Here is a 14165-nt window from a genome sequence, read left to right on the forward strand (position 1 = left end):
AACGGACGCGGAGGGGGCCGCCATGACCGCAACCCTGATGGACATGGCCCGCGCCGAGCGGGCCGACCTGGCGGACTTCCTGGCCACGCTGACGCCGCGGGACTGGGACACACCCAGCCTGTGCCAGGGGTGGACCGTCAAAGACGTTGTCGCGCACGTGGTCAGCTACGAGGAACTCGGGCCTCTGGGTCTGCTGGGGCGTTTCGCCAAAGGCCGGGTCGTGCGGGCCAATCAGGTGGGCGTCGACGAGTTCGCGACCCGCAGCCCCCAGGATCTACTGGAGTTCCTGCGGGCACACCTTCACCCGCGCGGCCTCACAGCGGGCTTCGGCGGCATGATCGCTCTGGTCGACGGCACCGTTCATCACCAGGACATCCGCCGAGCGCTCGGCCGGCCGCGCGCCGTACCGGTCGATCGGCTCGAGCGGGTGCTGAGCTTGGTGCCCGGCAACCCCCGGCTCGGCGCCGGGCGCCGGATCAGGGGACTGCGGCTGCGCGCCACCGACCTCGGGTGGACCCACGGCCGGGGCGCGGAGGTGACCGGCCCCGGGGAGGCGCTGCTGATGGCCATGACCGGCCGTCCGGCGGCGCTGGCGGACCTGGGCGGTCCCGGCCTGCCGACCCTCCGCCAGCGGTTAGCGAAATAGGTTCAGACGGAACGCATTTCGAAGCAGAACTCCTGGTTGCCGATCCTGATGCGGTCGCCGTCGGCCAGCGCAGCGCTGCCGCGAATGCGCTGGCCCTCCACCTCCACGCCGTTGGTGGACCGCAGGTCCGTGATGAGAAAGCCGGTTCCAGTGTCGGCGATGACGGCGTGGTGGCGGCTGACGTCGGTGTCGTCGAGCACGACGTCGTTGTCCGTGAACCGCCCGATCCGGGTGGTCGCGCCGCTCAGCCGGTACTCGCGACCGGCCCGGTCGCGCAGGAGCGCGACGGTGGACCCCTGTGCGGCCGCATCCTCCTCCGCGCGATAGGCGCCGCGCTTGTGGGTCGTCAGGGCGGCCAGGTTGGCGCCCAGCGGCTCCTGCCGCAGGATCCGCTCGTGCAGCGTCGTCACCGTCGGACCCGGGTCGATGCCGAGCCCCTCGGCCAGCGCCGTCTTGAGCCGCCGGTAGGCACCGAGCGCGTCGGACTGGCGCTCGGTGACGTAATACGCGGTGATCAGCTGCGCCCACAACGGTTCCCGGTAGGGGTGCTCGGCGGCGAGCGCCTCGAGCTCGCCGATCACCGCACCGGCGCGCCCGCACACGATCTCGGCCTCGGCGCGCGCGGTGTGGGCCGCCACCTTCTCTTCCATCAGTGCCGTGGCGAAGGGGTCGACGAAGGGGAAGTCGCGCAGGTCGTCCAGCACCGGCCCTCGCCATTCCGCCAACGCGAACGCGAAGTGGCTGCTGGCCTCCTCGAACTGCCCCGCGGCCGCGGCCTTGGTGCCCGCCGTCTTGGCCGCCAGGAACCGCCCCACGTCGCAGTCGGCGTCGGCGACGCTGAGCTGGTAGCCGGGCGGCGCGCTCGCCAGCACCTGATACGGGTCGACGCCCGCGGAACGCAGCAGCCGGCGCAAATTGGAAATGTGGGCCTGGATGCTGGGGCGCGCGGCCGGCACCGGGTCCTCGTCCCACACCCCGTTGATCAGCGACTCGACCGACACCGGCCGGTTGCGGTTGATCAGGAGCATCGCCATGACGGCCCGCTGTTTGGGCGGGCCGACCGGCACCCGCACCCCGTGGGACGTCATCAGCAACGGTCCCAGGACACCGAACCCGAGGCCTGAGTTCGTCATCGCGCCGCAGCCTTTCGTCGGGGCCGCCTTTGCCGGCCCGCGTTCCCTATTTTGACCGCCACCCGGGCCGCCGGGGCCGCATTCGCGGGCGGGCGGTCCGGCGATTCGCCACACCGGTGACGCGCGCCCCCGGTTGGGGGCGCCGCGTTTCTCTCCAGCTCAGGGCCACGGCGGCCCTGCGTCCCCGATGCACAAAGCCGCTTCGCTTACGATCGACCCTCGTGCCCCACGACCGAAATGAGCGATCCCTGCGCGTCTCGCGGTTGATCGCCGTGGTCGCGGGACTCGTCGGTCTGTTGCTGTGCGCCCTCGTTCCGCTGCTCCCGGTGCGGCAGACCACCGCCACCGTGCTGTGGCCGCAGGGCAGCACGCCGGACGGGCACGTCGCCCAGCTCACCGCCCCGCTCGTCTCCGGCGCGCCGCGGGCACTCGACATCTCCATCCCGTGCTCGGCGATCGCCACCTTGCCCCCCGAGGGCGGCCTGGTGGTCTCGACCCTGCCGGCCGGCGGGGTGGACACCGGCAAGAACGGGCTGTTCGTTCGCGCCGACAAGAACGTGATCGTTGTGGCCTTCCGGGACTCGGTCGTCACCGTCGCCCAACGCCCGGCCGTGGCCGCGGGCGCCTGCAGCGTCCTGCACGCCTGGGGCAACGCGGGCGGGGTGGGCGCCGACTTCGTCGGCATCCCGGGCGCCGTCGGGACGCTCCCTGCGGAGAAGAAGCCTCAGGTCGCCGGTCTCTTCACCGACCTGAAGATGGCCCCGCAGCCGGGATTGTCGGCCCGCATCGACATCGACACCCGCTTCATCACCGCGCCGACCGCGATCAAGACGGTCGCGATGGCCGTGGGCACGCTCGCCGTGCTCACCGCAATCGCGGCGCTGGCCGTGCTGGACCGGCGCAGCCGCGGCGGCGACACGCTGCTCAACTGGCGTGCCCCGGCCGCGTGGCTGTCGCGCCACCGCACGGGCAGGCGCCGGCGCGCGGGGGTGGCCGTCTGGCTCGCGGACGCCGCCGTCATCGCGACGCTCCTGGTCTGGCACGTCATCGGGGCCACCTCGTCGGACGACGGCTACAACCTGACCATCGCCCGCATCGCGCCCAGGGCCGGCTACGTCCCCGACTATTACCGCTACTTCGGAACCACCGACGCGCCGTTCGACTGGTATCTCGGCGTGCTGGCCCAGTTGGCGAAGGTGAGCACCGACGGCGTCTGGATGCGACTGCCGGCAACCCTGGCCGGCATCTCCTGCTGGCTGCTGATCAGCCACTGGGCGCTGCGCCGGCTGGGGCCGGCCCGCGGCGGACTCGGGGCAAACCGCGTCGCCGTGCTGACCGCGGGCGCGGTGTTCCTGGCCGCGTGGTTGCCGTTCAACAACGGGCTGCGGCCGGAGCCGCTGATCGCCCTCGGCGTCGTCGTCACGTGGGCGCTGGTGGAACGCTCGATCGCGCTGGGGCGGCTGGCGTCCGCGGCGGTCGCGATCGTGGTCGCCATGCTCACCGTGACGCTGGCGCCGCAAGGGTTGATCGGCCTCGCCGCGCTGCTGACCGGCGCCCGCGCGATCGCCCACCTGATCCGGCGGCGGCGGGCGACCGACGGTCTGGTGGCGCCGCTGGCGGTGCTGGCGGCGTCGTTCTCGCTGATCATGGTCGTGGTGTTCCGCACCGAGACGCTGGCCACGGTCGCCGAGTCGGCGCGCATCAAGTACAAGGTCGGGCCGACGATCGCGTGGTACCAGGACTGGCTGCGCTACTACTTCCTCACGGTGGAGAGCAACGCCGAGGGGTCGATGGCGCGGCGATTCGCGGTGCTCGTGATGCTGCTGTCGCTGTTCGGGGTCCTGGTGGTGCTGCTGCGCCGCGGCGGCGTTCCGGGCCTGGCGAGCGGCCCGACGTGGCGGCTGATCGGCACCACGGCGATCGGGCTGCTGCTGCTGACGTTCACCCCGACCAAGTGGGCGGTGCAGTTCGGCGCGTTCGCCGGACTGGCCGGCGCCCTCGGCGCGGTCGCGGCGTTCACCTTCTCCCGGATCGGCCTGCACAGCCGCCGCAACCTGACGCTCTACGTCACCGCGCTGCTGTTCGTGCTCGCGTGGGCCACCTCGGGCATCAACGGGTGGTTCGAGGTCAACAACTACGGCGTCCCCTGGTACGACATCCAGCCGGTGATCGCCAGCCATCCGGTGACGACGATGTTCCTGGTGCTGTCGATCGCCACCGGCTTGCTGGCCGCCTGGTACCACTTCCGCATGGACTACGCCGGTCACACGGAGGTGAAGAACAACCGGCGCAACCGGGTGCTGGCGTCCACGCCGCTGCTCGTCGTGGCGACGATCATGGTGCTCGGCGAGGTCGGCTCGCTGGCCAAGGCCGCCGCCTTCCGGTACCCGCTCTACACCACCGGCAAGGCCAACCTGGCGGCCCTCACCTCAGGCCTCTCGCCGCACAGCTGCGCGATGGCCGACGACGTGCTGGCCGAGCCGGACCCCAATGCCGGCCTGCTGCAACCGGTTCCGGGTCAGCAGTTCGGGCCCGCCGGCCCGCTCGGCGGCGTCAATCCCGTCGGCTTCAAACCCGACGGCGTCGGCGACGACCTGAGGTCCTACCCGGTGGTGACCAAACCGGGCGTGGTGAACTCCGACGCCTCCCCCAACAAGCCCAACGCCACCATGAGTGACTCGGCGGGCACGGCCGGCGGCAAGGGCCCGGTGGGCGTCAACGGCTCGCACGCCGCGCTGCCCTTCGGCCTCGACCCGGCCCGGACCCCCGTGATGGGCAGCTACGGCGAGAACTCCCTGGCGGCCACCGCGACCTCGGCCTGGTACCAGCTGCCGCCCCGGTCCCCGGACCGGCCGCTGGTGGTGGTCTCGGCGACCGGCGCCATCTGGTCGTACAAGGAGGACGGCACCTTCACCTACGGCCAATCGCTGAAGCTGCAGTGGGGGGTCGCCCGGCCCGATGGGACCACCCAGCCGCTCGCGGAGGTGCAGCCGATCGACGTCGGACCCGAGCCGGCGTGGCGCAACCTGCGGTTCCCGCTGGCCTGGGCCCCGCCGGGGGCCAACGTGGCGCGCATCGTGGCCTACGACCCGAACCTCAGCGCCGAACAGTGGTTCGCGTTCACCCCGCCGCGGGTGCCGGTTCTGCAGACGCTGCAGCAGCTGATCGGATCGCGCACCCCGGTGCTGATGGACATGGCGGTCGCCGCCGACTTCCCCTGCCAGCGGCCGTTCTCCGAGCACCTCGGCGTCGCCGAGCTTCCGCAGTACCGCCTTCTGCCGGAGCACAAGCAGACGGCCGCGTCGTCGAACGGCTGGGAGGCCGGCGAGGCCGGTGGTCCGTTCCTGATCACCCAGGCGATGCTGCGGACCTCGACGGTCGCGACCTACCTGCGCGGCGACTGGTACCGCGACTGGGGCTCGGTCGAGCAGTACTACCCATTGGTGCCGGCCGACCAGGCGCCGGACGCCGTGATCGAACAGGGTGTGATGACAGTGAACGGCTGGACCCGGCAGGGACCGATTCGGGCACTCCCATGAGCGTCACCACCGTCGAGAACCGCGAGGAGAAGGCACAACCGTCCGGGCCCCGCGAGGACGTGCGCACCACCCGCTGGGTCGCGACGATCGCCGGGCTGATCGGTTTCGTGCTGTCGATCGCCACGCCCCTGCTGCCCGTCGTGCAGACCACCGCGACGCTGAACTGGCCGCAAAACGGCCAATTGAACAACGTGACGGCCCCGCTGATCTCGCTGACGCCGGTCGACGTGACGGCGACCGTGCCGTGCTCGGTGGTGCGCGACCTGCCGCCCGAGGGCGGCGTCGTGCTGAGCACCGCACCCAAGAAGGGCAAGGACGCCGCGCTCAACGCGCTGTTCGTCGTGGTCGGCAAGCAGCGCGTCGACGTCACCGACCGCAACGTGGTGATCGCCAGCGTGCCGCGCGACCAGGCCGCCTCCCCCCAATGCCAGCGCATCGAGATCAGCTCCACGCTTGCCGGGACGTTCGCCACGTTCGTCGGGCTGACCGACCCGGCCGGCAGGCCGGTGCGCGCCGGCTTCTCCGATCCCAACCTGCGCCCGCAGATCGTCGGGGTGTTCACGGACCTGACCGGTCCCGCTCCGCCCGGGCTGCAGTTCTCGGCGACCATCGACACCCGGTTCTCCACCACACCGACCACGCTGAAGCTCGCCGCGATGGTGCTGGCGATCGTCTCCACGATCGTCGCGCTGATCGCGCTGTGGCGCCTCGACCAGCTCGACGGGCGCCGCATGCACCGGCTGATCCCGACCCGCTGGCGCAAGTTCACCCTCGTCGACGCGACCGTGATCGCCGGGTTCCTGATCTGGCACCTGATCGGCGCGAACTCCTCCGACGACGGCTACATCCTCGGCATGGCCCGGGTGGCCGACCATGCCGGCTACATGTCCAACTACTTCCGCTGGTTCGGCAGCCCGGAGGACCCGTTCGGCTGGTACTACAACCTGCTGGCGCTCATGACCCACGTCAGCGACGGCAGCCTGTGGATGCGGCTGCCGGACCTGGTCGCGGGACTCGTGTGCTGGCTGCTGCTGTCGCGTGAGGTGCTGCCGCGGCTGGGGCCGGCCGTGACCTCGAGCCTGGCCGCCAACTGGGCGGCCGGCCTGGTGCTGCTCACCGCGTGGATGCCGTTCAACAACGGGCTGCGGCCCGAGCCGATCATCGCGCTCGGATCGCTGGTCACCTACGTGCTGATCGAGCGCTCGATGTGCGCGTCGCGGCTGACGCCGGCGGCGCTCGCGGTGATCACCGCGGCCTTCACCCTCGGCGTTCAGCCCACCGGCTTGATCGCGGTGGCGGCGCTGCTCGCCGGCGGCCGCCCGATCCTGCGCATCCTGGTCCGGCGGCACCGCCTGGTAGGTACCTGGCCGCTGGTGGCGCCGATGCTGGCCGCCGGAACGGTCATCCTCACCGTGGTGTTCGCCGACCAGACGCTGTCGACGGTGTTGGAGGCCACCAGGATTCGCACCGCGATCGGCCCAAGCCAGGCCTGGTACACCGAGAACCTGCGCTATTACTACCTGATCCTGCCCACCGTCGACGGCTCGCTGTCACGCCGGTTCGGCTTCCTGATCACCGCCCTCTGCCTGTTCACCGCGGTGTTCATCATGTTGCGGCGCAAGCGGATTCCGGGCGTCGCACGCGGACCGGCGTGGCGCCTGATGGGTGTCATCTTCGGCACCATGTTCTTCCTGATGTTCACGCCCACCAAATGGGTGCACCACTTCGGCCTGTTCGCCGCGGTGGGTGCGGCGATGGCCGCACTCACCACGGTGCTCGTCTCGCCGAAGGTGCTGCGCTGGGCGCGCAACCGGATGGCCTTCCTGGCGGCGGTGCTGTTCATCATGGCGCTGTGCTTTGCCACCACCAACGGCTGGTGGTACGTGTCCAGCTACGGCGTGCCGTTCAACAACGTGATGCCCAGGATCGCCGGATTCTCCATCAGCACAGGGTTTTTCATCCTGTTCGCGATCGCGGCGCTGTACGCGGTCTGGTTGCACTTCGTGTCCCCGGAGCACGGCGAGGGCCGGCTGGCGCGCGCGGTCACGGCCGCGCCCATCCCCCTGGCCGCGGGGTTCATGGCGCTGGTGTTCACCGCGTCCATGGTGGCCGGCATCGTCCGCCAATACCCGACCTACTCCAACGGCTGGGCCAATCTGCGGGAGTTCAGCGGCGGCTGCGGGCTGGCCGACGACGTGCTGGTCGAACCGGACAGCAACGCCGGCTTCATGACGCCGCTGCCGGGCAATTACGGCCCGCTGGGGCCCTTGGGCGGCGTCGACCCGACGGGCTTCTCGCCCAACGGCGTACCCGAACGCACCCTGGCGGAGTCCGTCGAGGAGACGCTGGTGCCGCAGCCCGGCACGGACTACGACTGGTACGGGCCGACCAAGCTGACCACGCCGGGCATCAACGGGTCGCTGGCGCCGCTGCCCTACGGCCTCAACCCGGACCGGGTGCCGATGGCGGGCAGCTACACGACCGGTCCCCAGCAGCAGAGCAGGCTGACGTCGGCGTGGTACCAGCTGCCCAAGCCCGACGACGGCCACCCCCTGCTGGTGGTTACCGCGGCGGGCAGGATCACCGGCAACAGCGTCCTGCACGGGCACACCGACGGGCAGACCGTCGTGCTGGAGTACGGCAGGCCCGGCCCGGGCGGCGACATCGTGCCCGCCGGCCGCGTCGTCCCCTACGACCTCTACGGGGAGCAGCCGAAGGTCTGGCGCAACCTGCGCTACCCCCGGTCGCAGATACCCGCCGACGCCGCCGCCGTGCGGGTGGTGGCCGAGGACCTCTCGTTGACACCGGAGGACTGGATCGCCGTGACCCCGCCCCGGGTGCCGGAACTGCGGTCGGTGCAGGAGTACGTCGGGTCGTCGCAGCCGGTGCTCCTCGACTGGGCCGTCGGGCTGGCCTTCCCGTGCCAGCACCCGATGCTGCACGTCAACGGCGTCACCGAGGTGCCGAAGTTCCGCATCACGCCGGACTACAACGCCAAGAAGCAGGACACCGACACCTGGGAGGACGGCGTCAACGGTGGCCTGCTGGGCATCACCGACCTGCTGCTGCGCGCCCACGTGATGTCCACCTACCTGTCCCGTGACTGGGGCCGGGACTGGGGATCGCTGCGCAAGTTCGAAACCGTCGCCGATGCGCACCCCGCCCAGCTCGATCTCGGCACGGCGACGCGCAGCGGATTGTGGTCGCCCGGGCCGATTCGCATCAAGCCCTGAGCAATTCAATCCGCCCGAATTACGGGCAAATTGACGCCGCAGTAATTGTCGCGAGCAGGTTTATTTTCGCCGAGCCGCGGTCAATATCTATTCCCGCTGTGATCTGGATTACACCGAGGTCAAGGGGTGGCACGATGCGCGCGAAGACCTGTTCGGGAGCAATCGCCGCGATGGTGGTTCCGGCTACCACGTTGGGCGTCGCCGCGGCCGGCGCCGAGGGCGGCACGACGGTGGTGCTGGACGCGAAGCTGCGACGCTGCGACTTCAGCCTGGTGTCGACCGCGGCCTGGCTGCCGGCCACGCCGCTGGGCACCGGATCGGCCGCCATCCACCGCTCGGGGTCGAGCGCGGTCGCGGAAGTGCATCTGTGGGACGAACCGGAGCCCGGCACGCACTTCGACGTCGGACTGATCCAGGAGCCGCGGTCGGCCGCGGCGACCTGCGGCCCGGGGGACCCGGGCACGGCCTTCCGCGGCCTGGACACCGACGGTGCGGGCAACGGAACCGTGACCGTTTCCGACACCATTCGGCCCGGCACGACGGGCGTGTGGGTAATAGTCGAGCGGCCGAATCCCCACTCCCAGAATCCGGGCGAGTTCTACACGTCCGAATTCGTCGCGCCGGTTTAAGCCGACGGCGGTATCGGGGCGCTCATCCGGCGTCCTCATGCCCTTTCCGCTGCCGCCTTCGGTTACCCCCGGGGGTAGTCGGGCCGAATGCCCCGCCAGACAGGGACTTCCGTCCCTAGCTCGGCGCGCGGCCCCGGTGGTCCGATGAGGGAGGTCGACGGCGACCGGCGGGGAGATGGAGGCACGGCAATGAACGCTTCACCGCAGGCGTCACAGACCGCTACGCGAATGTTCGCCCGTGTGCTCGGCCCCTTCCTCGTGATCGTCGACGTGACGGCCGTGGCGCGCGCCTCCGACATGCAGACCCTCCTGTCGCAGTTCGAGGCGAACTCGATGTGGACGTTCGTCACCGGTGCGTTCGTGCTCCTGTTCGGACTGATCGTCGTCGCCGGTCACCCCTACTGGCGGGGCGCCCCGGCGATCATCGTGTCCGCGCTGGGCTGGATGATCGTGCTGCGCGGCCTCATGCTGGTGGCGTTCCCCCGGGCGTTCGTCTGGGTGGCGGACAGCCTGATCGGCGCCGAGGCGTGCGGGGTTTCGCTCTGCATCGTCTTCGCCCTCGTCGGGCTGTATCTGACCGTCGTCGGGTGGGCCCCGTTGGCCAACCGGCCGACCACATCGGCGACCGGCGCGACGCCGGGCCTCCCCCGGGCCGCGTGATCGGAGCACGGTGTCAACCTCACAGCAACCGCTTGCGGCCCGGCAGAGCCATGCCGCGGACGAGACCACCAGAGAAATATTCGACACCTCGGCGACCGTCGCGGAGGCGGCCGTCGAGGACCTCGGCACGCTGGCCAGCGGCCTCGGCGTGCTCGTCGTCAAGCGCGGCCCCAATGCGGGAACCAGGTTCCGGCTGGAGCACGCCGTCATGTCCGCGGGCCGGCACCCGGCCAGCGACATCTTTCTCGACGACATCACCGTCAGCCGCCGGCACGCCGAATTCCGGAAGGACGACGACAGGTTCCGCGTAGTGGACCTGGGCAGCCTGAACAGCACCTACGTCAACCGCGAACCGGTCGACTCGGCGGTGCTGGCCAACGGTGACGAGGTCCAGATCGGCAACTTCCGCCTGGTGTTTCTCACGGGCCCGCTGCCGGAATGACGGCGAGGAGGAGGAACTCATGAGCGTGATGGCCGACGTCGAGTGTCCGGGAGTCCACCCCGTCCTCGCCGGAACCGGAATCCTGCGGCGGGTCCAACCCGACGACGCCTCCGCGCTGGTCGGCCGGCTTCGCCAGGCCGAGTTCCCGGCCGGCGAAACCATCTTCACCGAGGGCGAACCGGGCGACCGGATATACGTCGTCGTCACGGGCAGGGTCAAACTCAGCGTGCGCGGCCCCGGGGGCCGCACCAACCTTCGGGCGATCGTCGGCCCGACGGAAGTGTTCGGTGAGGTGGCCGTCTTCGACCCGGGCCCGCGCACCTGCAGCGCCACGGCGATCACCGACGTCGTCGCGATGTGGCTTGACCGGGCGACGCTGCGGGACTGGGTGGCGCACCGGCCGGCGTTCGCCGAGCAGTTGCTGTATGTGCTTTCCCGGCGGCTCCGGGACACCGACGACGATCTGGTCGAGCTGGTGTCCCGGGACGTCGCCGCCCGCGTGGCCCGGCAGCTGCTGCTGTTGGCCCGACGGTTCGGCGCGGCCGACGGCCGCGGGGTGCGCGTCGCGCACGAGCTCAGTCAGGACGAGATGGCGCAATTGGTCGGGGCGGACCGGACCTCGGTCAACAGGGCACTGCGGGGCTTCGCGAGTCGCGGATGGATTGTGGTGGAAGGCAAGGCCGTCCTGATCCTCGACTCCGACGCGCTGACCCGCCGCGCCGCCGGCCGCGGCCCGGGGGCCCACTCGAGCCGGCGCCGCCGCCCGTTGCGCGCCACCGCGTAGGGGGCACTGCGGTATACCGTCAACCCATGAGCGACTACGCCGTGGAGGCCGTGGACCGACTGCCTTTTTCCACGCCGGAGAAGTCGCGGCGCTACCAGACGGAAAACTACCGCGGAGCGGTGGGCTTGAACTGGTATCGCACGGATCCCACGCTGCAGCGAACGATGGCGTACTACCTGCCCTCCGACGAGCTCGAGTTCGCCGAGCGGCACCTCACCCGCATCGGCGAGCTGATGGGCGGACAGGTCGCCCGGTGGGCCGACGAGACCGACCGCAACCCACCCCGGCTCGAGCGCTACGACCGGTGGGGACACGACATCAGCCAGGTCGTCATGCCGGTGTCGTTCACGCAGTCCAAGCGCGCGGTCCTCGAGGCCCAGCAGGCCCTGCGCGCCGACGCGCGCGCGGCCGGGGTGAGCTCGGGGTTGACGCTGTTCGCGTCGAACTACCTGCTCGACCAGGCCGACATCGGGATGGGTTGCGCCCTGGGCACCGGCGGCGGAATGGTGCAATCGCTGGTCGCCGCCTACGCGCCCGCCGACGTGCGCGAGCACGTGCTGGCCAAGTTCGCCTCCGGCGAATGGGCCGGCGAGACCGCGCAGCTGCTGACGGAACGCACGGGCGGGTCCGACCTCGGTGCGCTGGAGACGACCGCGACCCGCGCCGGCGACGCGTGGCTCCTGAACGGGTTCAAGTGGTTCGCGTCGAACTGCGCCGGGGAGGCGTTCGTCGTGCTGGCCAAACCCGAGGGCGCGCCGGACTCCTCGCGCGGCGTCGCGAACTTCCTCGTGCTGCGCACCCGGCGCGACGGCTCCCGCAACGGCGTGCGGGTGCGGCGGCTCAAGGACAAGCTCGGGACACGGTCGGTCGCGTCCGGCGAGGTGGAATTCGTCGACGCCGAGGCGTTCCTGCTCTCGGGCGAGCCGTCCGGCGAAGCGGGGCCGTCCGACGGCAAGGGCTTGGGCCGGATGATGGAGCTCACCAACGCCGCCCGCCTGGGGATCGCCCTGTTCGCGCTCGGCAACGCCCGCCGCGCCCTGGTCGAATCGCTCTGCTATGCCCGTGCGCGCCGGGCGTTCGGCGGCGCGCTGATCGACAAGCCCCTGATGCGGCGCAAGCTCGCCGAGATGATCGTCGACATGGAGGCGGCGCTCTCGCTGGTGTTCGACGGCACCGGCGCCATCAACCATCGCCGGCCCGGCGGCATGCGGCAGCGCATCGCCGTGCCCGTCACCAAGCTCAAGGTGTGCCGGCTCGGCATCACGGCGGCGTCCGACGCCATCGAGATCCACGGCGGCAACGGATACGTCGAAACTTGGCCGGTGGCAAGGCTTTTGCGCGACGCGCAGGTGAACACGATCTGGGAGGGGCCGGACAACATCCTGTGCCTGGACGTGCGGCGGGGCATCGAGCAGTCGCGCGCGCACGAGACCCTGCTGGCACGCCTTCGCGACGCCGTCTCGGTGTCCGACGACGACGACACCACCCGGCTGGTCGCCGAGCGCATCGAGGATCTGGACGCCGCGATCACCGCTTGGTCCAAGCTCGACCGGGACGTGGGCGAGGCGCGCCTGTTCCCGCTGGCGCAGTTCATGGGTGACGTCTACGCCGCGGCGCTGCTCACCGAGCAGGCGGCGTGGGAGCGCGACACCGGCGGCGGTGACCGCAAGGCGCTGGTCGCGCGGCTCTACGCGCGGCGCTACCTCGCCGAGCGGGGGCCGCTGCGTGGCATCGACGCGGAGTCCGACGAGGCCCTGGAGCGATTCGACGAACTGGTGGAGGGTGCATTCCATGACTGAGCGGATCGAGGTAAGTCGCACCATCAACGCGCCGGCGGCCGACATCTTCGCCGTGCTGTGCGACCCCCGGGGCCACGTCGCGATCGACGCGTCCGGGATGCTGCAGGACGCCGACGGAGACCCGGTGGGCGGCGTCGGCGACAGCTTCGTCGTGCACATGGATCGTGAGGCGCTCAACGATTTTCCGCAGCTGGGCAAGTACGACGTCACGGTCAGCATCACGGAGTTCGAGCCCGACCGGCTGATCGCCTGGACCATCCTCGGGCAGATCCGGCCCCAGATCGGTCACGTGTACGGCTACCGGCTGGAGCCCACCGACGACGCCGCCACGGTGGTCACCTCGTTCTACGACTGGTCGGGCATCGACGACAAGTGGCGGGCCGCCGGGATCTTCCCGGTCATCTCGGAGGACAAGCTTCGGGCGACGCTCGGCATCCTCGACCGCACGGTGCGCCGCGGGTATCCGCGCGGGTAGTCGCCCGGCGTCACAGTCGTCACTCCCGCACCGTCACCCCGGACGCACCTTCGCCACGGCGCAACGCTCATCCGGCTCTGTCGGTCTGCGCAACCGCTATTCAACGCGCGTCGAACTAAGTCCGGGTGGCTCCCAAACGGGGGTCGAAGGTCCCTAGCGGGGGGTGACTGCTCACGCGACGGTTACTGCGGTAGGTCAACCCGATCGGGCCGGGAGGACAACGGTGTCTTATGTGATCGCTGCGCCTGACGAATTTGCGTCGGCGGCAACAACTTTGGCCGGGCTGGGCTCGGACTTGGGTCAGGCGCATGCCGCGGCGGCGGCGTCGACCACGAGCGTTTTGGCCGCGGCTGAGGACGAGGTGTCGACGGCGATTGCGGCGCTGTTCTCCAGCCACGCGCAGGAATTTCAGGCGCTCAGCGCGCGAGCGGCGGCGTTTCACGCCGACATGGTGCAGTCGTTGCAGTCCAGTGCGAGCGCTTACGCGGCCGCCGAGGCCGCCAATACGCTGCCGCTGCAGGCGCAGTCGATCGCGGATGACCTGTTTGGTCTGATCAACGCTCCCAGCCTGACGCTGACGGGCCGGCCGCTCTTCGGCAACGGCGCAAACGGGGCGCCGGGTACCGGGCAGAACGGCGGCGACGGGGGCTGGCTCTGGGGCAACGGTGGCAACGGTGGTTCGGGTGCGCCCGGCGGCAAGGGCGGCAACGGTGGCTCGGCCTTGTTCTGGGGCTCGGGAGGCACCGGTGGCGCCGGCGGGGCCGGCGTGGCCGGCGGTAACGGCGGTAACGGCGGCGCGGGCGGGGCCAATGGTCTGTTCGGCGG

Annotated in this window: 11 protein-coding genes; 10 read left to right on the plus strand and 1 reads right to left on the minus strand. The window is 70.8% G+C overall.

Going from position 1 to position 14165, the window contains the following annotated elements; translation table 11 throughout:
* The first annotated feature begins 22 nt into the window (after window positions 1-22).
* On the plus strand, window positions 23-646 hold the full coding sequence (locus tag GPY60_RS18425; protein WP_156689123.1) for a maleylpyruvate isomerase family mycothiol-dependent enzyme: 624 nt from the start codon (window positions 23-25) through the stop codon (window positions 644-646).
* A gap of 2 nt (window positions 647-648) precedes the next feature.
* Here GPY60_RS18425 and GPY60_RS18430 read toward each other — a convergent pair whose 3' ends face one another.
* Window positions 649-1779 carry a BTAD domain-containing putative transcriptional regulator gene (locus GPY60_RS18430; protein WP_156689124.1) on the minus strand — a complete coding sequence of 377 codons (1131 nt, stop codon included), beginning with the start codon at window positions 1777-1779 and terminating at the stop codon, window positions 649-651.
* 221 nt (window positions 1780-2000) lie between these two features.
* On the opposite strand from GPY60_RS18430, the gene GPY60_RS18435 reads away from it, so the two are divergent.
* From GPY60_RS18435 to GPY60_RS18475, 9 genes are all read left to right on the plus strand, one after another.
* Window positions 2001-5318, plus strand: coding sequence for an arabinosyltransferase domain-containing protein (locus GPY60_RS18435; RefSeq protein ID WP_156689125.1), 3318 nt, complete (start codon window positions 2001-2003; stop codon window positions 5316-5318).
* Window positions 5315-8551 (plus strand): arabinosyltransferase domain-containing protein, encoded by a 3237-nt coding sequence (locus GPY60_RS18440; protein ID WP_156689126.1) that lies wholly within the window; start codon window positions 5315-5317, stop codon window positions 8549-8551. The genes GPY60_RS18435 and GPY60_RS18440 overlap by 4 nt, the downstream gene beginning before the upstream one ends.
* Before the next feature lie 170 nt (window positions 8552-8721).
* The gene (locus GPY60_RS18445) at window positions 8722-9180 is read left to right on the plus strand and encodes a hypothetical protein (RefSeq protein ID WP_370462756.1); all 459 of its coding nucleotides are present in this window, start codon (window positions 8722-8724) and stop codon (window positions 9178-9180) included.
* A gap of 189 nt (window positions 9181-9369) precedes the next feature.
* The gene (locus GPY60_RS18450; RefSeq protein ID WP_156689128.1) at window positions 9370-9840 is read left to right on the plus strand and encodes a hypothetical protein; all 471 of its coding nucleotides are present in this window, start codon (window positions 9370-9372) and stop codon (window positions 9838-9840) included.
* Between the two features lie 10 nt (window positions 9841-9850).
* On the plus strand, window positions 9851-10282 hold the full coding sequence (locus tag GPY60_RS18455; protein ID WP_156689129.1) for an FHA domain-containing protein: 432 nt from the start codon (window positions 9851-9853) through the stop codon (window positions 10280-10282).
* Between the two features lie 28 nt (window positions 10283-10310).
* On the plus strand, window positions 10311-11066 hold the full coding sequence (locus tag GPY60_RS18460; protein WP_156689143.1) for a Crp/Fnr family transcriptional regulator: 756 nt from the start codon (window positions 10311-10313) through the stop codon (window positions 11064-11066).
* Window positions 11067-11092: 26 nt separating this feature from the next.
* Complete coding sequence (locus GPY60_RS18465; protein WP_156689130.1) at window positions 11093-12865, plus strand: acyl-CoA dehydrogenase family protein; 1773 nt, start codon at window positions 11093-11095, stop codon at window positions 12863-12865.
* On the plus strand, window positions 12858-13340 hold the full coding sequence (locus GPY60_RS18470) for an SRPBCC family protein (RefSeq protein ID WP_156689131.1): 483 nt from the start codon (window positions 12858-12860) through the stop codon (window positions 13338-13340). Before GPY60_RS18465 ends, GPY60_RS18470 begins: the two co-directional genes overlap by 8 nt.
* 223 nt (window positions 13341-13563) lie before the next feature.
* On the plus strand, window positions 13564-14165 hold a 602-nt coding region (locus tag GPY60_RS18475; RefSeq protein ID WP_156689132.1), incomplete at its 3' end, for a PE family protein.

Origin of the sequence: Mycobacterium sp. Marseille-P9652 (genome assembly GCF_902652685.1) — a bacterium.
GTDB lineage: Bacteria > Actinomycetota > Actinomycetes > Mycobacteriales > Mycobacteriaceae > Mycobacterium.